The organism is Jejudonia soesokkakensis, from assembly GCF_042664795.1.
Lineage (GTDB): Bacteria > Bacteroidota > Bacteroidia > Flavobacteriales > Flavobacteriaceae > Jejudonia > Jejudonia soesokkakensis.
Map to the genome: position 1 here is coordinate 581,214 of NZ_JBHTBN010000001.1, position 21,496 is coordinate 602,709.

Here is a 21,496-nt window from a genome sequence, read left to right on the forward strand (position 1 = left end):
ATGTTTAGTTTCCGATATAGGTAAATTCAACTGAACATGGAACATGGTCTGGAATTCCTATATATCCTAAGCCATCTCCAGAAGCGCCATTGTTTTCAAAACCAGGCGAGTCAAATAAATCGAATGCTAAATTATAAGAGTAATTTGTGCCAGCGGTCAAATCAATATATTCAACTACAGAAAATTGTTCCCAAATAGCATAATATCTGGTGCCACTAGTGTTCAGTGATGCATTTGCTTTGGCAGGGATGTTGTAATCCGTCCCGTTAAACGTGAATCTAAAATTCCCTTCCTGTGCAGCCACATCTGCGTCGTCAGCATTATTATTTGCAACATAACCGCTTCCAAAATTAACACTAACTTCAATTTTATAAGTACCGCTATAGAGTGGTGTAAAGGTTTTTGATGTAAGGTTTGGAACATTTTCATAACCAGCTGTAGAAGAAGGCTGAAAAAATGAAGTTTGTTTCACAATTGTCGCATCTTTTTTGGTGAACTTATTGTACCACTCAGTTCCATTCCAAACATAAATACCTCTATTAACATCATTTGTCCCTGTAGAGGTTGTACTTGTATTATAAACAACTGTTCCTGGAGCTAGGTTTCCACCTTGCGGATTTTGTACAGGTAATGCTACGTTTGTAGCAGTTAAGGCTACTCTTGGTAATACGATTCCTTGGGTACTACTATTGACATCCAAAATACCATTAGGATTTGTTGTATTGATACCCACTTGAGCATTTACTCCCAAGACTACGAGAGAAAATAAAGCACAAAAGGCTAAGGTATTGATTAATAATCGTTTCATGATTATGATAATAATTGATTTGGGACTACAAGTATATTGATTAAATCGGTTTAAAAACAAAATAATTCGATGAAATACAATAAAATTTAAGATATATACGTAAATTCTTACAAAATAGTTTATAATATTAGATAATTGGTCCAAAGTTGAGTCCAATGTTAGTAGTAAGCTATTTATTTTCAATTTGATAAAAAAAGATTTTTTAAAAGTGAATTAGTACTTTTGAACCTGCAAAATATTCATCACATGAGTGTGTTTAAATTCCCCAAAATTCTCGCTACAAACCCTCAAATTGAATTTATTTCAAATGTGAATTTTAATGGTTATTCTCTTTCAGTTTTGAGAGAAGATACTATTCATCCAAAAGTATCTGGAAATAAATACAGGAAGTTAAAGTATAATCTCATCGAAGCCCGAAAACTTGAGCAGGACACGTTACTCACATTTGGAGGAGCCTACTCAAATCATATCGCTGCGGTTGCTTCAGCAGGTAAAATGCATGGATTTAAAACGGTAGGAATCATAAGAGGTGAAGAACTTTCAGAAAAAATAAACGAAAATCCTACACTTACATTTGCAAAATCCTGCGGAATGGAACTTCACTTTATTTCCAGAACTACCTACAAAATGAAAGACTCTCTAGAATTTAAAGCTACATTGAAATCAGATTTTGGTGATTTTTACTTACTGCCTGAAGGCGGCACGAATCAACTGGCAGTAAAAGGATGTGAAGAAATACTTTCCGAAGCAACTAAACGATATGACTATATTTGTGTGCCTGTGGGAACAGGCGGAACGATGGCGGGAATTGTTGAAGGAGCACAGCCACATCAATCAGTCATCGGGTACTCTGCTTTAAAAGGAACCTTTCAGAAAGAATTAGTGCAAAAATTTTCAGAAAAACAAAACTATAGTATCACAGATTCTTATTGTTTTGGAGGGTATGCTAAAATAGATTCGAGCTTAGTGCGTTTTATAAATGAATTCAATGACCAAACTGGTATGATACTGGATCCTGTGTATACTGGGAAAATGATGTACGGCATTGTAGCCATGATGAAAAATAAATATTTTGAAAAGAATAGTCATATTTTAGCCATTCATACTGGAGGCTTACAAGGAATCGAAGGAATGAACCAATATCTAAAAAAGAAAAATGCACCTCAAATTAACCTATAAAATGATTATAAGAATACTCTCAATTTGTATTATTTGTATCTCGCTCACGAGCTGCGGCTCTAAGAGGAAAGTTATTGCGAAAAAGAAACCAAGCACCGAGCGGGTGGTTAATGTAACTCCAGTAAAAGAAAATTCGCCAAGTAATGAAATTAAAAAAGAAGTAGAGCCTACGAAGGTAATTGTGCCAAAAAAGGATGCAACCTATGCAGAAATTGTAAGTGCCTATATAGATAGTTATGCGACTATTGCAAAGGAGGAAATGCTTCAGTACGGTATTCCGGCAAGTATCACATTATCTCAGGGAATTTTGGAAAGTGGAGCAGGACGGGGAGATCTTACTAAAAAAGCACAAAATCACTTCGGAATAAAATGCCATAAGGAATGGACAGGCGAACGGGTATATCATGATGATGATGAGTTACAGGAATGCTTCAGAAAATATAAAGATCCAAAGTATAGTTTTAGAGATCATTCGCTGTTCTTAACTTCCAGAAGCCGCTACCAAAATCTTTTTACATTAAAGAAAGACGACTATAAAGGGTGGGCAAAGGGCTTAAAAAAGGCAGGCTATGCTACAGACCCTAAGTATCCCGATAAGTTAATTAGTATTATTGAGCGATATGATCTTACCAAGTACGATGATGAGGTGTTGGGTAAGGAAATTAAAACTTCGGTGGCAGAGACTTCAGAAAAAATCAATACCTATACCGTTAGGCAAGGCGATACGCTCTATAATATTGGGCGAAGATTCAATGTTAGTGTTGACACCTTGAAGGAATACAATGGATTAAAATCTAACGCGATTTCTATAGGGCAAGTCTTATATTTGCATCCTGTAGAAAAATAAGCATGTTATGATATACAAAAGAAGCAGTCAGCTTTTTTCTGAAGCTCAAAAAGTGATTCCAGGAGGGGTAAATTCGCCCGTAAGAGCCTTTAAGGCAGTAGGGGGTGATCCTATTTTTGTTGAAAAAGCAAAAGGCGCTTATCTTTTTGATGTCGACGGAAACAGGTTAATAGATTATATAAATTCTTGGGGACCTATGATTTTGGGTCACGCACACGAACCAGTTGTTAAAGCAGTCATAGATAAAGCTGAAAAAGGAACCTCTTTTGGAATGCCTACAGCCATTGAAACTGATATTGCAGCGATGGCAGTGCGTATGGTACCTAACATTGATAAAATAAGATTTGTAAATAGTGGTACCGAAGCCTGTATGAGTGCAGTTCGTTTGGCCAGAGGATTTACTAGAAAAGATAAAATTATAAAATTTGCCGGATGTTATCACGGGCATAGTGATTCTTTTTTAATCGAAGCTGGGAGTGGTGCGGTTACCTTTGGGGTGCCAAACAGTCCAGGAGTGACAGAAGGAACTGCCAAAGACACACTGCTTGCAACGTATAATGACTTAAAAAGTGTTGCGCAGTTAATTGCTGAAAATGTTGACGAAATAGCCTGTGTCATTATTGAACCAGTTGCAGGAAATATGGGGTGTATCCCACCTACTGAAGGGTTTCTCGAAGGACTACGCAAATTATGTGACGAGAATGAAATATTACTAATCTTTGACGAAGTAATGACGGGCTTCAGACTTGCAAAAGGGGGTGTTCAAGAATTATACAGAGTAAATGCAGATATTGTTACCTTCGGAAAGGTAATTGGAGGAGGACTCCCAGTTGGAGCCTTTGCTGCTAGAGAAGAAATCATGAATCATTTGGCGCCCTTGGGGCCCGTATATCAGGCAGGGACGTTAAGTGGGAACCCTTTGGCTATGGCGGCTGGTTTAGCAATGCTAACCGAATTAAATGAGAACTCTAAGATTTTTGAGTCATTAGCAGCTAAAACCGAATACTTACATAAAGGGATAACAAAAGTACTTTCTGAAAATAATGTGATTCATACTGTTAATCGTGTAGGATCTATGATTTCTGTACATTTTTCTGAAACTCCTGTCACGGATTTTAAAACTGCAGCTCTTGCAAATAACGATACTTTTAAAAAATTTTTCCACGGAATGCTTGCAGAAGGCGTGTATATTGCTCCAAGTGCATTTGAAACCTGGTTTTTGTGTGACGCTTTAACCTATGATGACTTAGACCAAACTATACTTGCCTGTAAAAAAGTTGCATCAAATTTATAATATAAAAAAAGCCTTTCTTACAAAGAAAGGCTATTTAACTTATCGGTATTTTTGCTGTTATTGCAATTTTAACCAAGCTTTATATTTTTCTTCACCTAGTGCTTTTTTAACGGCTGCTTTATATCCATCTTCAATTTTAGCCTTATTTGTTTTTACTGTAGGATCATTTGCGTCTTTACCATCTACTAATTTACGGTCATTTACAATTTTACTTACAATGGCTCTAAACAATGCTCGCTCCTGATCACCGTTTAGATCTAGCTTTGCGTCTATCTCATTTACTTGGGTTTTAGCAATTACTTCTGGTCTATCCGCATCTTTTTTAAGCTCTTGAGCTTTGATGCCTTGAGTACCAGCAAAAACAACCAAAACAACAGTTATTATTTTTAATAAATTTTTCATGGTTTATAGTTTAAGTTACTAATGTAACAAATTTCTAAAAACTATATTCCAAAAAGCGAGCCAAAAACTATTTACTTCCTTTATTTTTCATCCTTCGCTTTGCCATTCCTCTTCTTTTTTTCATCCTTCCTTTTTCCCAGGTTGAGAATTGGGCTTCAGTAAGAATGGCTTTGAATTTCTTTTTTGTAGCAATTTGTTCATCCAGCATTTGTTCGCGCATTGCCACTCTCTCATCATTTGAAAGTTCTTCCATCTTCTTTCTCTTTTCTGCCATTGCTTTTCTATTTGTAGCTATTTCCAGATTTAGTTTCTCAACTTCTATTTGTTGCTTTTCTGTTAAATCAAGATGCAGTGTCATTTTCTTTGTTTGAAGACTTGCAATTTGTTGTGGAGTTAGGTCTTTTGCTCTTTCACGCATTTCCTTTCTAACTTCTTTCTTACTTTCACGGTCCTGTGCTGTTACCGTAATTCCTACAAGTAGCATGCAAATTATTACTAATTTTTTCATTTTTATTTTTTTAAAGTTATATGTTTCTATGACTTTTAATTTCCATAAAGGTTTAATTCAATAAAGAAAGCCATCTCTAGACAGAGATGGCTTTCTTTACATTCTTTTAAAGACAGTTTACGGTACTGTTACTTGCCCTAGATATTCCATTAGCATGGTAAAAGCTTCTTCATGAACCACAGTTCTCCCTAGTACAGGCATTCTGTATCCTTCGAGTGTGGATCCAAAACGAATTTGAATTCCGTCTCTTTTTTGATAAATATTCGTATCTGGATAGGGTGTTTCTAATCGCAAATCCATTCCTGAGACACCAGCCGAAGCACTGTTAGGGTTATGACAATGTGCACAATTCATATCGAGATAAGCTCTTCCACGATCATTGATATCTAAATTTGTATCGGTCCAATCTGCTAAAGTTCCAATACCGTTTGAACTCGCGAGTCCTTCTAAAAGACCATTTGAAATAAAAAAGTCTAATTGATTTTGTCCCACGTATGAAGGAGTAAAATTCATACTTCTTAATTTCATTCCTATTGGCATTGTAATAGTATTGTTATTATGACAAGTAAAACAGTCTTGTTTTGAAGGGATTAAATATTCAACATCTTGAGTAACACCTTCTGTATCTATATAACTGATATTTATTTCACTACCGTTTTCGGTATAGGTTGCTTCAGTTTGGGATTCGTTCCAGATATAATCTCCTACTTCCCAAATTCCATCAATCTTTAAAAAGATACGTGTTTCGATAATTTTTTTACCTAGACTTGGATCTCTGTCGTCAATATTATAATAAAACGTTTTTGCGATTAAGGTTTCATCTGGATAACTAGGTAGTAAGTCATCACCATTGTATTGTAGTTTCCCGTTTTCAGGCAACTTAATTAGACGCTGCTTTGTAGTGTAATCTGTAAACAATGTAGTATTAAGTTCGTAAAGTTGTACGCCACTTGCTGGTTCTAAATCTGCCATTGTAGTTGTAAATAGATTCATTTCTGAAAGATTCGTTCTAAACCCGAAAGGTTCTTCTATTGTCATGGCATCTATTGAATTACTTGCTTGCGACTGATTTCCAGCAGCATCAAAAGCTATGATATAATAGGTATAATTTGTTTCAGCAGAAAGCTCCGAAACACTATAGGAGGTGCCTGAAACATTTCCGTTGATTTCTAGACCGTCTTGAAAAACCTTATAACCAGTTACACCAACATTATCTGTTGCAGCATCCCAGGAAAGTTCCAGCGAAGTTTCAGTAATATTGGAAGCAATAACATTTATAACCTGTGAGGGTCTTTCTGTGTCTTCATTATCAGAAGGTGAATACTCGTCATCACTTCCGCAGGCAGTTGCTAATAATAGCAGTGTAGCAAATAAAAGGTATTGTGTTTTTTTCATAGCAAATGAAAATTAATGAGTTCAAAAATAGAAAATTCTATTGATTTGTCTCATTTCCAATCGTTAAAACTAAACAGTTTGTGTTGTTCGCTCATTGAGACAGTTCGTTCCCTAATCGAATGTTTTGAAAACTCTTTGTTTACAATAGTTTCACATAGAATTAAAAACACATATTATGAAAACGAAACTATTGCTATTTGCATTTCCAGTGCTCATCTTAGGGGCCTTATCGATTATCTTTTCTGAAAAATCAACTTATCTAGAAACAAAACGAACTTTACAACCTGAAGATGGTTGTGTGTTTATGACTGTAATGGGAGAACAATCATCCAAAGATTTTGATATTTTCAAAAACAATGAAAATTTACAATTATCGGTTCGCGACGGACTTTCATGGCTAGCTGAAGCTCAATTGCCAAATGGAGGGTATGGCGCAGGAAGCCATGCTCGGCAGGATGTTACAGATCCCCACGCTGTCCCAGCAGATCCAGCCACTACCGCTATGGTCGCCATGTCTTTTCTAAGAAGTGGAACAACGCTTACGAAAGGTGCCTATTCAGAAAATTTAAAGAAAACAATCACCTTTCTATTAGAAACAGTTGAGAACAATTCAAAGGACAGTCCATTTATTACGGACGTGCGAGGAACCCAGATTCAGCGTAAATTAGGTGAGAATATCGACGCAGTAATGACTGCGCAATTTCTTTCAAATTTACTGGATAGAAATTTAAAAGGTATCGACAAAAAGCGTGTAACCCGCTGTCTGGATATTTGTGTAACAAAAATTCAGCAGGGAACCGATGCTTCAGGTAAACAAAAAGGTGCTGGCTGGGCAGGTGTGCTGCAAAGTGGCTTGGCAAATAGCGCATTAGAGTCCGCTCAAGCAGTAGGTCTAAATATTAACGAAAAGGTGCTAAAAAGAAGCAGGGATTATCAGAAAGGAAATTTTAACGATAAATCAGGGGCTATAAAAACAGACGACGGAGCAGGCGTAATGCTGTATGCTGTTAGCGGGAGTGTTCGTGCGAGTGCAAAAGAAGCCAGAAAAGCTCAGGAACTTATAAATAAAGCGAAAGATGAAGGAAAGCTGGAAGAGGTTGTGGTGACTGCTCAGAATTTACAAAAAGCAGGGATGAGCGAGGCTGAAGCAATAGATTATGCTGCATCTTACAATGTGTATTCCAGTGCGAAACAAGTTGCACAACGGGAGGATGTTTTAAACGGATTCGGAAATAATGGAGGAGAAGAGTTTCTAAGTTTTTTGCAGACAGGAGAGTCTCTGGTTGTTAACAATGATCAAGACTGGAAAGGTTGGTATGATAATATGAGTGGTAGAATCTTAAAAATTCAGAATGAAGACGGTAGTTGGAATGGCCACCATTGTATTACAAGTCCGGTTTTCTGTACTGCGACAAGCCTTTTACTGCTAACTGTTGAAAACGATATTGAATTTTTAAGCAAAATAGGACAGTAGTCTTGTATTAGAATAATTTTATTTAGGTTGGTGGAACCCACAATTGGTGGGAAAAATGGCACCGTTTACAGTTTTGATAGGGATATCAAACCCCTAACGCCAAATAGGAGGTTAAGCTGTAAACGGTGTTTTATTTAATTTAAACCAACAATTAACCCATCATTGGTCTTCTCAACCTTGGCTAATTTATTTTTAGTAAGTCCTTTTATGGTTTTATCCCACTTTTTGTTACTCAATCCAGATTCCTCTTTCAACGTATTTAATTCTATAGGAGAGTTTTCTTTTAAGAGAGTAAAAACAGCTTTTTCATCCTCTGTTAATGAGATTGCTTTACGTTCAGGTTTCATTTGAGGGAAAAATAAAACCTCTTGAATTGACGGATTGTTAGTTAAAAACATAATAAGTCTGTCCATTCCAATGCCCATTCCGCTGGTTGGAGGCATTCCATATTCTAACGCTCTAATAAAGTCATTGTCAATAAACATGGCCTCATCATCACCTCGGTCTGCTAATTTTAATTGTGCTTCGAAGCGTTCGCGTTGGTCGATGGGATCATTTAATTCGCTATACGCATTTGCAATTTCTTTTCCGCAGACCATTAATTCAAAGCGCTCGGTCAACTCTGGATTATCTCGATGCTCTTTACAAAGTGGGCTCATTTCTTTTGGGTAATCTGTAATGAATGTAGGCTGAATGTAGTTTCCTTCACATTTTTCGCCAAACATTTCATCTATTAATTTTCCTTTGCCCATACTATTATCAACAGCAACTCCCATCTCTTTAGCAGCTGTTCTTAACTCATCTTCAGATTTTCCTGTGATGTCAAAACCTGTAAAATTTTTGATAGCTTCAGCCATGGTAACTCTTGGATACGGGGCCTTAAAGTCAACGGTATGCTCACCAAACGTAGCTTTTGTTGTTCCGTTAACTTCCGTAGCACAGTATTCAAGCAATTGCTCACAGAAATCCATCATCCAGTTGTAATCTTTATAAGCTACATAGATTTCCATAGCTGTAAATTCTGGATTGTGAGTTCTGTCCATTCCCTCATTTCGGAAATTTTTAGAGAACTCATATACGCCGTCAAATCCGCCTACTATTAGTCTTTTTAAGTATAGTTCATTTGCAATCCGCATATATAATGGAATATCCAAGCTATTGTGATGTGTTATAAATGGCTTTGCTGCTGCGCCACCAGGAATAGGTTGAAGAATAGGAGTTTCTACTTCAAAATAGCCACGTTCATTAAAAAATGTTCGCATGGCATTAAATAATTTGGTGCGTTTTACAAATACCTCTTTTACGTGCGGATTGACTACTAGATCTGCATACCGCTGTCTGTAACGTTGCTCGGGATCTGTAAATGCATCATGAACATTTCCATCTGCATCAACGCGGGGCTGTGGAAGTGGCTTTAGAGCTTTTGAAAGGAGTGTAAACTTTTTGACCATTACCGTTTTCTCACCAACTTGTGTGGTAAATAATTCACCTTCGATGCCTATAAAATCACCTATGTCAAGTAGCTTTTTATAGATTTCATTATATTGAGTTTTATCTTCGTTTGTGCAAATTTCATCACGATTAAAATAGACCTGAATACGCCCTTCGGAATCCTGTAATTCTGCAAAACTGGCTTTCCCTTGAATACGGCGAGACATTAATCTACCTGCGATCACAACGTTTTTCCCTTCAGAGAAATTTTCTTTAATTGTTTTTGAAGTGTGGTTTACGGGAAATAAATCTGCAGGATAGGGGTTAATTCCTAAGTTGCGTAATTGGGTTAACTTTTCTCTTCGAATAAGTTCCAGTTCAGAAAGCTGCATAGTGGCTATTTTAAATAAATTGCAAAGATAACAACATTGCGGTTGGTAATCAATAGCTGTAACAAAACGTTAAGAGCAAAGACTATTACTTAAATTATTAGTAAATTTATCTCATATGAGTATATGGCGCGTATTGCTTTCTATTCTTTTTCCACCACTTGCAGTTATCGATAAAGGGTGCGGGTCTATAATAATTGTTACAATTTTGACAGTTTGCGGATGGATTCCTGGTGTGATTGCAGCTTTAATAATTTTAAATAATCCTAATAATTAAATTAAAAACTCAATTATGAAAATAGCACTAGTTTTAGTTTCGGCTTTTATGTTAGCAAATGGATGTAAAACACAACAACAAGTTTCTAATGAAACTTCTGAAACTTCAGAAAATACAGAACAAGAAAATACTATGGAGGATAATGTCATTATTACTTTAAATAAAAATAGTAGTTACGAAATTATGAATGATGAATTTGGAAATTCATATATTAATAAAAAAGAGGGTGATATGTATGTTTTTGAATATAAAATAACTAAATCTGCTCCCGAAGGTGTTGCCGACGGAATTTATTCTGAGAGTATCATGTTTCAATTTAAAGAAGATATGTTGCCATTATCACTTACAAATGAAGACCTGTCAAATGTTAATTTAGTAACCTCAAAATTATGTAAGTGTAGAGATGGAGGATTTTTTAAAGTTACGAATGGAAATCTTTCTGCATCCAAAACAGGAAATGATTTGGTTGTAGCCATAAATTTCAACGTTGAAGGTCTTAATCAAGAATTAAATGTTATCAATACTAGCGTTGAATTCTAAAGAGTATTCATATAAAAAAAGGGCTTCAAATTGAAGCCCTTTTTTTATATGAATATTACTTATAGTTATTGTATAGTAATTTTCTTTGTAGTTTGTTGATCTCCATTTGTAATTGTAACAAAATACATACCTGAGTTCAAGTTACTATAGTCTATTCTTTCATTAAAATTAGAAGATGGATTGGTAAACACTTGCGTGTCGATAAGTCTTCCTCTAACATCGTACATTGAAATATTAACGTCTTTTCCGGTATTTGCAGAAAAAGAAACGTTAAATAATCCATCACTTGGATTAGGGTATATTGCTAAATCAGACATATTGAAATCATCTACTCCTAAAGACCCTGTCACAACAATATCTCTGTTGTTTACATCATAATAAATGTTTTCGCTTGCTCTAATCATAAAACGGCCTGTTGTTGTATTTACAGTAGGGACATTAATTTCTTCAGAACCATCATTTGGAGTTCCAGAAACAATCACCCTATCAAAATTTTGGCCTCCATCTTCAGAAAATAATATATCAACAGTTGAGGTGTTTACAGGTGCAGCATCTGTTCCGGCAACATTCCAAGTTATAGTTTCAGTTGTTTGGGTTGTCCATACTGTACCAGTAGCATTTTGAGAAGTGACAACAAATGGGCCAGAATTTCCATCAACGCTTATTGAATTAATATCGCTAGATAAAGCTCCTCCTCCAACTTCATTATCTCTTACAGTAAGTCTGAACCTCATAATTCGTGTCACAGAAGGTAAACGTTCCCAGGTTGACCCTGAAGAACCATTTAAAACAATATTAAGACTTGGCATATATCTATCTGGGGAGGTTTGAGGATCAAACGATCTAAAGTTAGGTCCTACAGTACTAGTTGATTGTGGTGGTGCTGGAGCTAACTGATTGTCGCGTTGTTCCCAGCAGTAGGTTAATGAGCTACTGTCTGAGTCTGTAGCACTACCTTCAAGAATAAATGGTGTAGAGCTCGGAATAGTATAATTAGGTCCTGCATCTGCAATAGGAGCTTCATTGTTTGTTGCGCTTGTAGTTGGGCATGAACTACTAGGTCCTGAAGAAACGTTGTTAAACATTTCAATCACGCTAATTCCAGTAAAGTAATCGTCACTAAAATTTTGAACATTCTCTGGTGGACAAATTCCTGCATAAGCCATTATGGTTGATCCACTCCCAGGCTCAAAAGCTGTTGATGCATTTCTATTTCCACCACCACAGCTACTTGCGTCTGAATTAAAGGTGTGGTTTGCTCCATATTGATGCCCCATTTCATGAGCAACAAAATCTACATAAAAACCATCATTAACTGGTTGAGGTAATCCTGTAACACCTCTTGCTTTACCAGAAGTACAAGGAGATCTTAACTGAGCTACACCTCCGCCACCAGTACTAAAAACGTGACCAATGTCATAATTTGCAAATCCAATAACAGAATTAATATTATTTTGATTTTCATCAAGCATAGTAAATCCACTGTTATTAGTATAAGGGTCTGTTCCTCCGTTTAAATAGATCAAATCGTCCGTGTTACTTATAAGCACCATGGTTATAGCTACATCTCTTTCAAACAAACCGTTTACACGTGTCATTGCTGTGTTATATTCAGATAATACAGCAGCTCTTTTTTCTGCGTCTGTTGCACTTGAAGGTATCATTTGTCTATTTAAGTGATATTGCGCGTATTCTCCTGTACATGCAAGCGCCAATCTAAACGTACGAAGTTGTCCATCATCTGCATTTCTTAAACTTTCTAATTCATCTAGATCTAATAATGATGTGTCAACAGCTTCAGTTATTTCACAAACAGCTCTATCTTCTGGTTCACCCATTTCTGAACGAGAATACTGAATGTATTGTCTGTTATTTATAGTGTAAGGCTCAACATATACTGTAGGGTGATTACCAGATAGTATCATGGCATGGACACCATTTGTACCTACACTTATGTGTGCGATTGCAGTAGGGTCTTTAATACCTTTTGCAACATAAGAGTTTATACCAGGATATCTAAGGCGTAAACCCTCACTTAATGTAGAAGTTTTAAATACTTTAAAGTCAGCTAAAGTACCATCAACTGAAGGTAAAGATATTGTTACATTTGAAGATCTATTTGTGCTTCGGTCAGGGGCATTTAAAAGAGTACGATTAAAAGCATCATGATTAAGTTCAAAAACATTAAAGTTTGTTGGTTCAGAATTTCGTGAGAGTAATTCTGAAGAAGATACACGGCTTTCAGAAACTTTTTTCCATGCCGTAGATTGTGCTTGTAAAGCAACAGTAGTTAAAAACACCGTAGCTAAAACACTAATTTTTTTTGCAATTGTATTCATATTCAATATTTTTTTGGGTTTAATATTACTATAGTTTTCAAATATAAAGGTTTATAATTATATTTTAATAAAAATTTAAGAAATTAAGTTTCAGAGGTCACATGTCTTCTTTTAAGCTACTTTAATGTAATTTTGCAGGTATTAAAATCATGCCACTTGAATACAAAAATTTTATTTGAAGACCTAGGAAATAAAGACTACAAAGAAACTTGGGACTATCAAGAACAGCTTTTTAAAAATATTCTCGACACCAAAATTAAAAATCGAAGAGAAGAAACGCATCTTGAAACAAAAAACCATTTTCTTTTTGTTGAGCACCCTCATGTTTACACATTAGGAAAAAGTGGTGATTTTAGTAATCTTTTAATTTCTGAAGAATCCCTTGCTTCAATTGGGGCCACATTCTATAAAATTAATCGGGGTGGAGATATAACATATCACGGACCAGGACAAATTGTAGGATATCCTATACTAGATCTAGAGAATTTTTTTACAGACATTCATAAATATCTTAGACTCTTAGAAGAAATGGTCATTCTTACATTAGCCGAATATGGCTTAAATGCAGAACGATCAAAAGGAGAAACGGGAGTTTGGTTAGATGTAGGTACTCCTTTTGCAAGAAAAATATGTGCTTTGGGCGTGCGTGCGAGTAGGTGGGTGACCATGCATGGCTTTGCCTTTAATGTAAATTCAGATTTGGGTTATTTTGATCATATGATTCCCTGCGGAATTAAAGGAAAATCTGTCACTTCTCTAAATGTTGAATTAGGTAAAACAAAAGTTTCAGAAGAGGAAGTAAAAGAAAAATTACTGAAACATTTTGCCAACCTGTTTAATGCTCAATTAGTCTCTGCCTAATTGATGCTATAAAGAATAATCTCTTTTTCACTTCCAGTTGTAAGTAGTAACAACTGCGATTTTTTTGTTCCATTTTCTACACGAGCGCCAGTACTGCCATATACTGGAAAACCTTCTAGAAGTTGGCCGCTTTTATTATATACAAATACTTTGTTTTCCTGAGTTTCAGTAACCGAAATATAACTAGTGCTATTCTCAATAAATATTCGTGGGTTGGTGTAAATTCCAAAAGGTAATTCAATAAGGTTCCCGTTGATACGTAAAAGATTATCATCAAGTGTTACTTTTAAACTTCCAGAGGTGGTAAACCAATAATTTGAGGACACATTCAATTTTTGAGACGCAACTTTTCCATTTTGGGAAATACTCTTCTTGCTGAAACCTTTCGTAATAACCACAAATGTATTACTCTCATTTGTTATAGGAACGTTTGAAAATTCAAATTTTTCAGAAACTGAAACTCTAGATTTTCCAACCCTGCTCAAAATATTTAATGTTCCATTTTCTTCGGGAACAATAATGTAATCCTTATTGCCCATCCTAATATGCTGCGGCGTTGCAACAATGGGAGAAGTTGCTTTTTTAAAGGTGAATCCGCTAACACTTTTTCCTTTACTGTCATACATATAGATTTCCTTGCCTTGAGTAATTACAAAACGATAATTTCGGTTGTTGTCGTAATCGAAAACAGCGAGGGGTTGAGTGACTTTATCCTTAAATTTAATTGGAAAGGGAGTTACTTCTTTTCCATTTCGATCGAGCACATAAAATGTGTTTGAGGTAGTAAAGGCTATTTGTTTTCTGCCATTTCGCAGTAAGTCAATTTCTTGCACAGTACCTAAAATTGGACTTTCAAGTTTCTTGGTCCACAATTTTTTTCCGCTTGCAGTATATAAATGCAAACTATTGGTCACATCTTGGACAATAATATCCTTTTCGTTTGTACGATGATTGCTGAAAAATATGGGTTCTCCTAGAATTTCGTGTTCTAGCTGGATTGTTGCCTTTTCTGAAACGGTTCCCGAAATTTGTTTTTCGCTGGAAGCTTCACCAGCATAGATATTTATATGGGCAAAATCACGGTCATACGTAAATTGAAGTATGCCTAACGGATAATCGGGTAGTGAAACCGAAGCTATTTCTTCTTTAGTAGTAGAATTAAAAAAAGAAGCGATGCCTTTCGATATTTCCCCTTTCATTTTATAAATCTGAAGCGAATACCCACTGCTCAAATTAACAGTAGCTTCATTATAATATGATGTTTTGTGGATGCAATCATTGTTTTTGTACGCAATGATCATTTGATTTGCAATTTCTTCGGAAGTTGTAAAAACAAAGAAATTATCCAGCTGGAAAGTAACAGGTGTTTCGGAAGTAATAAGTGGTGAAAAAATTGTTTTAAAAATACCAGGTTTTTCAAAATCATAGATAGTTGTTTCTCTAAAAGAGGTTCTTTCAGTTAAATACCTATTAACCCATTCCTGAGTCAACATAGGATCTATGCTTCGTAAAACAATAGCATTACCTTCTTTTAAAGAAATGTTTCCAATTTCCGAAATTGATTCAAGATCCAGTCTGGCAGTTTCCGAAGCACCATTAAATTGTTCAAAAGAAGACCGTATTTTTTCCCAATCACTAAACGTAAATGAAACTACACTTTTTGCGTCGGTTGGAATGATATTGGCCAACCCTGACTGTTGCGGATTTTGCCCTTTAAAAACATCAATGAATTGTGAAATTGTATCACTGGCCATAGAAACTCCTGTCGCTCGAATGGCATCGGGAACAATGGTTGCATCTAGCACGGTCCAGGAAGAAAAATTAATTGCTGTCGAATCTGAAAGTGGTACGTGGTTGCTTTTTAATAGTACCGAAACTTCCCCTTCTTTTTTTAAATCGAACGCTTTTTTTAAAGTTTCATCCTTTTCTGTGTTCCCTTTTAATATATCCTGAAGCACTTTCTGAGATGAAGACGCTATAAAAACACTGTCCTTAGTAGCAAAAAAAGCAATCTGATTAGCAGATGTAACCCGCTGAAGAGAAATATCATCGTATGCAAGAGTTTCTACTTTTAGATCCTGAATTGAATCTGCAACAAACATGCCTTCCGTTTCCCGACTTATAAACGTGTATGCAGTGACACTGTCATTTAAGGTATTGATGGCTAGCAAGCTCTTACTGTCTGGATGTAAATTATGTAGTAGAAGTGCATCTTCAGAGAAATACGAGTAAGGATTCGTAGTACTGAATTTAGAAAGTAATCCGTTGTTTTTTATATCAGATTTAAAATTTTCAAAATGGTTGATTCTAAGCACAACCAAGGCGCCCTCTGGGATATAGTCAATTAGTTCTCCTTTTTTAGTTTCCGAAGTACAACTCGAAACTAAAAAACTGATGATTAACAAATAGAGTAGATACACTGTTCTCATTAGAACAAAAATACTAAGGAAGCTTTACAATGTTAGTGCAAAATGTAGAACTTTATTGATAGGTTTTCAACAAAAATCTCCTTTATTTTTTTCCTGAACACTTCTCTTAGAAGGAGAAGAAAAATCTTATTATAAATTGAATTTAAGTTGACCAGGCAGCAGTCTAAAACTTTTTCGATGGTAAGGAGTCGGACCATATTTTTTAATAGCTGCACGATGCTCATGGGTGGGATATCCTTTGTTCTGTTTCCAGTTATATGCTGGAAATTCTTCGTGAAGGGAAGCCATATAGATATCGCGATGGGTTTTGGCAAGTATAGAAGCTGCTGCAATATGTTGGTATTTTCCATCTCCTTTTACCACACATTCGTACGGAATTTTATAGAAGGGTTTAAATCGGTTGCCGTCAATAGCGATAAATTCTGGTTGCGGCTCTAATTGTTCAATAGCACGATGCATCCCGAGGATCGAAGCATTTAAAATATTGATCTGATCAATTTCGTCCATCATAACGTGGACTACGGCAAAGCTCAAGGCTTCAGTCTCTATAATGTCTTTAAGCGCAAGCCGTTTTTTTTCTGAAAGTTGTTTGCTGTCATTGAGCAACGGATGACTAAAACCATCTGGTAAAAGTACCGCAGCAGCAGTGACTGGCCCTGAGAGACAACCGCGCCCGGCTTCGTCCGTTCCACATTCAAGTAAATCTGTATGTATTTTTAATGGAAGCATTTTCAGAAGTAATTGCGGCTAAAGGTACTTTTAAAAATTAGAATATTATGTCTTTAGCAACGTTAGAACTATCTAGTATCTTTAGCTATAAAAAAGTACCTTTGTAGCTACAGTTTGTTTTTATGAAAAAAACGTTTGCCTTATTTCTATTTCTTATTCTGGGAGCTGTTGCATTCGCCCAAGTTCCGTCAACGGTAAAAAAAGGAAATGAAGAATCTACAATAATTACACCCAATGAAAGGCGTGTTGATAGGAATGCGAGCACTTCAGTAACGAATAAAAGTGAAAAACCGCCCATTGAATTGTATAAGATAATATCTGCGGCAAGAGATACTACCTATCTGGATACAACGCTTTCAGTACAAAAAGAATACAAATTTAATTATCTTAGAAAAGATAATTTTGAACTACTCACCTTTAATAATGTTGGACATACGTACAACACACTCGCGTATACTTTTGATACTCATAATCTGATGCCACTATTTGGAGCACGAGCAAAGCATTTTAATTATGCGGAAGCAGAGGACATGCAGTATTTTAATGTGCCTACACCTCTTACCGAATTGTATTTTAAAACTGCATTTGAACAGGGGCAACAATTGGATGCTTTTTTTACAATCAACACTTCAGAGCGATTTAATTTTTCTCTGGCTTACAAAGGAGTTCGTTCGCTGGGTAACTACCAGAATAATTTGACGAGTTCTGGAAACCTTCGGTTTACAACAAATTACAACACCTTAAATAAAAGATATCGATTACGAGCACACCTTGCCGCACAGGATATGAGCAATGAAGAATATGGTGGTCTACAGGATAGTTCCATTCCATTATTTATCAGTGACAATACAGACTTTGAAGACAGAGGACGCCTGGAAGTCAACTTTGAAGATGCCGATAATAGATTGGAGGGCATACGATACTATCTGGATCAGGAGTATGATTTAATTTCAGCAATTAAAGATAGTACAAGCTATAATGTAGTAACCCTTGGAGCCGAATTGAGCTACCAGACGAAATTTTACGAGTACAACCAGACTAGTCCATTTGAAGGTTTTGGTGAATCGTATCAGGTTACGGGATTAAAAGATAAAGTGGAGCTCGATGATTTTGAGACTAAAGCCTATGCGCGCTTTAGCAATAATATTCTTGGAAGCATTTCTGGGTTTATAGGATATACCAATTATAATTATGGGTATAATTCGGTTTTAATTCTAGATGAAGGCAGAATAAATAATCGTTTAAAGGGTAGCCAGGTGCAGGCAGGAGCTACCTATCAAAAAAATTACAAAGGTTTTGAGCTTTTGGGCAAAGGAGCGATCAATGTTTCTGGTGATTTTGACGGCACCTATCTAAATGGTGCAGCATCTTATGCACTGGATGCCAATAACAGCGCTGAAGCTTCTATCACGGTACATTCTGTAGCGCCTCATTTCAATTTCTTACTCTACCAAAGTGATTATGTAAATTATAACTGGCAAAACAATCTCGACAATGTCAAAACTCAGGAGCTAAAATTTAAGCTCACTTCAAAGAAATTACTAAATGCCACGGTAAGTTATACAGGAATTGATGATTATGTTTTTTTTGGACTTGCAGAAAACGATTCGACCCCATCACCACAACAGTCTCGTGAGCGCGTAGACTATTTAAAAGTCAAGGCTGAAAAAGAATTTACCTACGGAAAGTTCTCGTTAGCTAATACAGTTCTGTTTCAGCAGGCTTTGAGTGGAGAGGATGTGTTTAAAGTACCTCAAATTATAACGAGAAACACTTTGTATTATACCGATGAGTTGTTTGACAAGGCGTTGTTTTTGCAGGCTGGGGTTAACTTTAAATATTTTACAAAATATGAAATGAATGCTTACGATCCTGTGTTGGCAGAGTTCTTTGTGCAGAATGAAACGGAGCTAGGCGGATTCCCTTTAGTAGATATTTTTCTTAATGCAAAAATCAAGCAAACCCGTATTTTCATAAAATACGAGCATATCAATTCGTTATTTGGGAATAGCAATCAATACTTTTCGGCTCCTGGCTATGCCTATAGAGATCCTGTGATACGCTTCGGGTTGGTTTGGAATTTCTTCCTATAAGATATAAGGTACCCACTAACAAAAAAACCGACCCTAAGGTCGGTTGCTATATTTGTATAATTTCGTATGCTCTTAGTCTCTTAATAAGCCTCTGGAAATAACGATTTTCTGAATTTCACTGGTTCCCTCATAAATCTGAGTAATCTTAGCATCACGCATTAAGCGTTCTACATGATATTCCTTAACAAAACCGTTGCCTCCATGCACTTGTACGGCTTCAACACTTACTTCCATAGCTACTTTTGAAGCATACAATTTTGCCATAGCACCGCTCATATCGTAATTATTCCCTTGGTCTTTATCCCATGCTGCTTTATGCACTAAATGACGTGCTGCTTCTATTTCAGTATGCATATCGGCTAATTTAAATGCAATGGCCTGGTGATTGCATATTTCTGTGCCAAATGCCTTCCGTACTTTAGAATACTCCCGTGCTAAATCATATGCTCCCGCTGCGATTCCTAGTGCTTGTGCAGCAATTCCAATACGACCACCAGCAAGGGTTTTCATAGCGAACTTAAAACCAAATCCGTCTTCACCAATTCTGTTTTCCTTGGGAACTTTTACATCATTAAAGATAAGTGAGTGAGTGTCACTTCCTCTAATCCCGAGTTTATCTTCTTTTGGACCAATTTCAAAACCTTCCCAGCCTTTTTCAACGATAAATGCATTGATTCCTTTGTGTTTTTTTTCACGATCTGTTTGAGCAATGACTAAATAATAGTCTGCTGTACCTCCGTTGGTGATCCAGTTTTTGGTTCCGTTGAGAACGTAGTGATCCCCTTTGTCAATTGCTGTTGTTTTTTGTGAAGTTGCATCACTACCAGCTTCGGGCTCACTCAAACAAAAGGCTCCTATAGATTGTCCGGTTGCTAATTTAGTTAAGTATTTTTCTTTTTGATCTTCGGTACCATACGCTTCAAGTCCATAACAAACTAAAGAGTTATTTACAGAGACAATCACCGAAGCTGATGCGTCAATTTTACTAAGCTCCTCCATTACGATTACATAAGACAACGTGTCCATGCCACTCCCGCCATATTTGGGGTCAACCATAAGTCCCATAAACCCAAGTTCTCCCATTTTTTTAACCTGTTCTGTTGGGAACTCTTGTTTATTATCGCGTTCTATCACTCCTGGAAGTAATTCGGTTTTCGCAAAATCACGAGCTGCATCGCGTATCATTAGGTGTTCTTCAGAAAGGCTAAAATCCATCGTCTTGTTGGGTGTTAATTTGATTTTAATAAGTGGTGCAAAGATACCGTAATAAAAATAAATCTCAAATTTGAAAAGCCAAATCTGAAAGCAAATCGAACAATTTTATTAATAACTATCTTTGATTATTCTAGAAAAGAAAATTAACGCTCCCCTTGAGGGGAGATTAAAGAGGGGTGTTTTAATGAATTTAGAGATGTCACAAAAAAACTATCACGTAATTGGCGTTATGTCTGGCACTTCACTGGATGGTATTGACATTGCAGAATGTTTTTTTAGTGTTTCTGAAAATTCCGAATGGACATTTAAAATTGGAAGTGCTACGACAATTCCTTATTCGGAAAGTTGGAAAACCAGACTTCAACACGCAATTACTTTTTCTGAAGCAGAATTAGAAAGCTTAAACAATGAATATACCCTATATCTTTCCGAAGTATTGAAAAAATTTATGGACACTCACTCCATGAAGCAACTGGACGCTATTTGTAGTCATGGGCATACCATTTTACATCAACCTCAAAAAGGAATTACATGGCAGATTGGAAACCTGCCACAGTTAGCAGAAAATGTACAGCAAACCCTAGTGTGTGATTTTAGAGTGCAGGATGTACAGTTGGGAGGGCAGGGTGCCCCTTTAGTTCCTGTTGGAGATAAACTGTTATTTGGCACGTATGATTATTGCCTTAATCTTGGCGGATTTGCAAACTGCTCTTTTGAAAAAAGCGGTATCCGAATTGCCTACGATATTTGTCCAGTCAATATTGTGTTGAACTTTTATGCTGAAAAATTAGGGGTGCCATACGATGATGGTGGTAATATTGCCAGAAAAGCTTCCGTTGATAAGAAATTGCTTCAGCAGTTAAACAAGTTGCAATTTTATAAAAAATCAGCTCCCAAGTCACTTGGATTGGAATGGGTAAGGACACATATTTTTTCAACACTGGAGGCTTCCTCTATTTCTTCCGAAGAAAAAATTGCGACGTTTACAGAGCATATTGCGATGCAGTTAGCCATGCAATTTGAAGAGCAATCTTCAGTGTTTATTACTGGAGGTGGGGCATATAATAATTTTTTAATAGAAAGACTTCAGTTTTACAAGGATGTGGATATAGTGATTCCTAGTTCAGAAATTATAGAATATAAGGAGGCGCTTATTTTTGGTTTGTTGGGTGTTTTAAAATTACGAAACGAAATCAATTGTCTTGCGAGTGTTACGGGAGCGCAAAGAGATCATAGTAGCGGTGTAATTTTCTAAGAAGCTAAAGTTGTTCGTATCTTTGTGTAGC

The 21,496-nt window shown here is 36.2% G+C and carries 18 protein-coding genes; 9 read left to right on the forward strand and 9 right to left on the reverse strand.

The genetic code is table 11. The features are described 5' to 3' along the window. Positions 1-4 precede the first annotated feature (4 nt). On the reverse strand, positions 5-808 hold the full coding sequence (locus ACFQO1_RS02655; RefSeq protein WP_380216423.1) for a hypothetical protein: 804 nt from the start codon (positions 806-808) through the stop codon (positions 5-7). A gap of 246 nt (positions 809-1,054) precedes the next feature. Here ACFQO1_RS02655 and ACFQO1_RS02660 point away from each other — a divergent pair, with 246 nt between their 5' ends. Genes ACFQO1_RS02660 through hemL form a run of 3 tightly spaced genes read left to right on the forward strand, consistent with a single transcriptional unit; the run spans position 1,055 to position 4,128 of the window. Further along, positions 1,055-1,987, forward strand: a complete 933-nt coding sequence (locus ACFQO1_RS02660) for a 1-aminocyclopropane-1-carboxylate deaminase/D-cysteine desulfhydrase (protein ID WP_380216424.1) — start codon at positions 1,055-1,057, stop codon at positions 1,985-1,987. Position 1,988: 1 nt separating this feature from the next. Next, entirely contained in the window at positions 1,989-2,834 is an 846-nt protein-coding gene (locus ACFQO1_RS02665; RefSeq protein WP_380216425.1) for a glucosaminidase domain-containing protein, read from the forward strand. A gap of 7 nt (positions 2,835-2,841) precedes the next feature. After that, entirely contained in the window at positions 2,842-4,128 is a 1,287-nt protein-coding gene (gene hemL, locus ACFQO1_RS02670; protein ID WP_380216426.1) for a glutamate-1-semialdehyde 2,1-aminomutase, read from the forward strand. A 57-nt stretch (positions 4,129-4,185) separates the two neighbouring features. Here hemL and ACFQO1_RS02675 read toward each other — a convergent pair whose 3' ends face one another. From ACFQO1_RS02675 to ACFQO1_RS02685, 3 genes are all read right to left on the reverse strand, one after another. After that, entirely contained in the window at positions 4,186-4,530 is a 345-nt protein-coding gene (locus ACFQO1_RS02675; protein ID WP_380216427.1) for a hypothetical protein, read from the reverse strand. Positions 4,531-4,597: 67 nt separating this feature from the next. After that, positions 4,598-5,038 (reverse strand): hypothetical protein, encoded by a 441-nt coding sequence (locus ACFQO1_RS02680; protein ID WP_380216428.1) that lies wholly within the window; start codon positions 5,036-5,038, stop codon positions 4,598-4,600. Between the two features lie 117 nt (positions 5,039-5,155). Beyond that, complete coding sequence (locus ACFQO1_RS02685; protein ID WP_380216429.1) at positions 5,156-6,433, reverse strand: fibronectin type III domain-containing protein; 1,278 nt, start codon at positions 6,431-6,433, stop codon at positions 5,156-5,158. A 175-nt stretch (positions 6,434-6,608) separates the two neighbouring features. On the opposite strand from ACFQO1_RS02685, the gene ACFQO1_RS02690 reads away from it, so the two are divergent. Then, complete coding sequence (locus ACFQO1_RS02690) at positions 6,609-7,907, forward strand: prenyltransferase/squalene oxidase repeat-containing protein (RefSeq protein WP_380216430.1); 1,299 nt, start codon at positions 6,609-6,611, stop codon at positions 7,905-7,907. 134 nt (positions 7,908-8,041) lie between these two features. Here the strand turns inward: ACFQO1_RS02690 and lysS are convergent, their stop codons facing one another. Then, on the reverse strand, positions 8,042-9,730 hold the full coding sequence (gene lysS, locus ACFQO1_RS02695; protein ID WP_380216431.1) for a lysine--tRNA ligase: 1,689 nt from the start codon (positions 9,728-9,730) through the stop codon (positions 8,042-8,044). A 115-nt stretch (positions 9,731-9,845) separates the two neighbouring features. Between lysS and ACFQO1_RS02700 the strand changes: the two genes are divergently transcribed. Further along, positions 9,846-10,004, forward strand: a complete 159-nt coding sequence (locus tag ACFQO1_RS02700; RefSeq protein ID WP_380216432.1) for a YqaE/Pmp3 family membrane protein — start codon at positions 9,846-9,848, stop codon at positions 10,002-10,004. A 15-nt stretch (positions 10,005-10,019) separates the two neighbouring features. After that, on the forward strand, positions 10,020-10,544 hold the full coding sequence (locus ACFQO1_RS02705) for a hypothetical protein (protein ID WP_380216433.1): 525 nt from the start codon (positions 10,020-10,022) through the stop codon (positions 10,542-10,544). A 65-nt stretch (positions 10,545-10,609) separates the two neighbouring features. Here the strand turns inward: ACFQO1_RS02705 and ACFQO1_RS02710 are convergent, their stop codons facing one another. Then, positions 10,610-12,883, reverse strand: coding sequence for a zinc-dependent metalloprotease (locus ACFQO1_RS02710; RefSeq protein ID WP_380216434.1), 2,274 nt, complete (start codon positions 12,881-12,883; stop codon positions 10,610-10,612). Between the two features lie 156 nt (positions 12,884-13,039). Here ACFQO1_RS02710 and lipB point away from each other — a divergent pair, with 156 nt between their 5' ends. Then, positions 13,040-13,744 (forward strand): lipoyl(octanoyl) transferase LipB, encoded by a 705-nt coding sequence (lipB, locus tag ACFQO1_RS02715; RefSeq protein ID WP_380216435.1) that lies wholly within the window; start codon positions 13,040-13,042, stop codon positions 13,742-13,744. On the opposite strand, the gene ACFQO1_RS02720 is transcribed toward lipB, so the two are convergent. Next, positions 13,741-16,173, reverse strand: a complete 2,433-nt coding sequence (locus tag ACFQO1_RS02720; protein ID WP_380216436.1) for a hypothetical protein — start codon at positions 16,171-16,173, stop codon at positions 13,741-13,743. The two genes, lipB and ACFQO1_RS02720, sit on opposite strands and share 4 nt — an antisense overlap. Positions 16,174-16,302: 129 nt before the next feature. Further along, a complete protein-coding gene (locus ACFQO1_RS02725; protein WP_380216437.1) occupies positions 16,303-16,902 on the reverse strand; it encodes a ribonuclease HII in 600 nt (199 codons plus the stop codon). 122 nt (positions 16,903-17,024) lie between these two features. On the opposite strand from ACFQO1_RS02725, the gene ACFQO1_RS02730 reads away from it, so the two are divergent. Continuing rightward, on the forward strand, positions 17,025-18,995 hold the full coding sequence (locus tag ACFQO1_RS02730) for a putative porin (RefSeq protein ID WP_380216438.1): 1,971 nt from the start codon (positions 17,025-17,027) through the stop codon (positions 18,993-18,995). Positions 18,996-19,067: 72 nt separating this feature from the next. On the opposite strand, the gene ACFQO1_RS02735 is transcribed toward ACFQO1_RS02730, so the two are convergent. Next, positions 19,068-20,210, reverse strand: coding sequence for an acyl-CoA dehydrogenase (locus ACFQO1_RS02735; RefSeq protein ID WP_380216439.1), 1,143 nt, complete (start codon positions 20,208-20,210; stop codon positions 19,068-19,070). 196 nt (positions 20,211-20,406) lie between these two features. Between ACFQO1_RS02735 and ACFQO1_RS02740 the strand changes: the two genes are divergently transcribed. Next, positions 20,407-21,465 carry an anhydro-N-acetylmuramic acid kinase gene (locus ACFQO1_RS02740; RefSeq protein ID WP_380216440.1) on the forward strand — a complete coding sequence of 353 codons (1,059 nt, stop codon included), beginning with the start codon at positions 20,407-20,409 and terminating at the stop codon, positions 21,463-21,465. Positions 21,466-21,496: the final 31 nt, after the last annotated feature.

Excerpts from the sequence above, each read along its gene's own strand:
- ACFQO1_RS02655 (WP_380216423.1), bottom strand. The coding sequence starts at position 808 with ATGAAACGATTATTAATCAATACCTTAGCCTTTTGTGCTTTATTTTCT.
- ACFQO1_RS02660 (WP_380216424.1), top strand. The coding sequence starts at position 1,055 with ATGAGTGTGTTTAAATTCCCCAAAATTCTCGCTACAAACCCTCAAATT.
- ACFQO1_RS02665 (WP_380216425.1), top strand. The coding sequence starts at position 1,989 with ATGATTATAAGAATACTCTCAATTTGTATTATTTGTATCTCGCTCACG.
- hemL (WP_380216426.1), top strand. The coding sequence starts at position 2,842 with ATGATATACAAAAGAAGCAGTCAGCTTTTTTCTGAAGCTCAAAAAGTG.
- ACFQO1_RS02675 (WP_380216427.1), bottom strand. The coding sequence starts at position 4,530 with ATGAAAAATTTATTAAAAATAATAACTGTTGTTTTGGTTGTTTTTGCT.
- ACFQO1_RS02680 (WP_380216428.1), bottom strand. The coding sequence starts at position 5,038 with ATGAAAAAATTAGTAATAATTTGCATGCTACTTGTAGGAATTACGGTA.
- ACFQO1_RS02685 (WP_380216429.1), bottom strand. The coding sequence starts at position 6,433 with ATGAAAAAAACACAATACCTTTTATTTGCTACACTGCTATTATTAGCA.
- ACFQO1_RS02690 (WP_380216430.1), top strand. The coding sequence starts at position 6,609 with ATGAAAACGAAACTATTGCTATTTGCATTTCCAGTGCTCATCTTAGGG.
- lysS (WP_380216431.1), bottom strand. The coding sequence starts at position 9,730 with ATGCAGCTTTCTGAACTGGAACTTATTCGAAGAGAAAAGTTAACCCAA.
- ACFQO1_RS02700 (WP_380216432.1), top strand. The coding sequence starts at position 9,846 with ATGAGTATATGGCGCGTATTGCTTTCTATTCTTTTTCCACCACTTGCA.
- ACFQO1_RS02705 (WP_380216433.1), top strand. The coding sequence starts at position 10,020 with ATGAAAATAGCACTAGTTTTAGTTTCGGCTTTTATGTTAGCAAATGGA.
- ACFQO1_RS02710 (WP_380216434.1), bottom strand. The coding sequence starts at position 12,883 with ATGAATACAATTGCAAAAAAAATTAGTGTTTTAGCTACGGTGTTTTTA.
- ACFQO1_RS02720 (WP_380216436.1), bottom strand. The coding sequence starts at position 16,173 with ATGAGAACAGTGTATCTACTCTATTTGTTAATCATCAGTTTTTTAGTT.
- ACFQO1_RS02725 (WP_380216437.1), bottom strand. The coding sequence starts at position 16,902 with ATGCTTCCATTAAAAATACATACAGATTTACTTGAATGTGGAACGGAC.
- ACFQO1_RS02730 (WP_380216438.1), top strand. The coding sequence starts at position 17,025 with ATGAAAAAAACGTTTGCCTTATTTCTATTTCTTATTCTGGGAGCTGTT.
- ACFQO1_RS02735 (WP_380216439.1), bottom strand. The coding sequence starts at position 20,210 with ATGGATTTTAGCCTTTCTGAAGAACACCTAATGATACGCGATGCAGCT.
- ACFQO1_RS02740 (WP_380216440.1), top strand. The coding sequence starts at position 20,407 with ATGTCACAAAAAAACTATCACGTAATTGGCGTTATGTCTGGCACTTCA.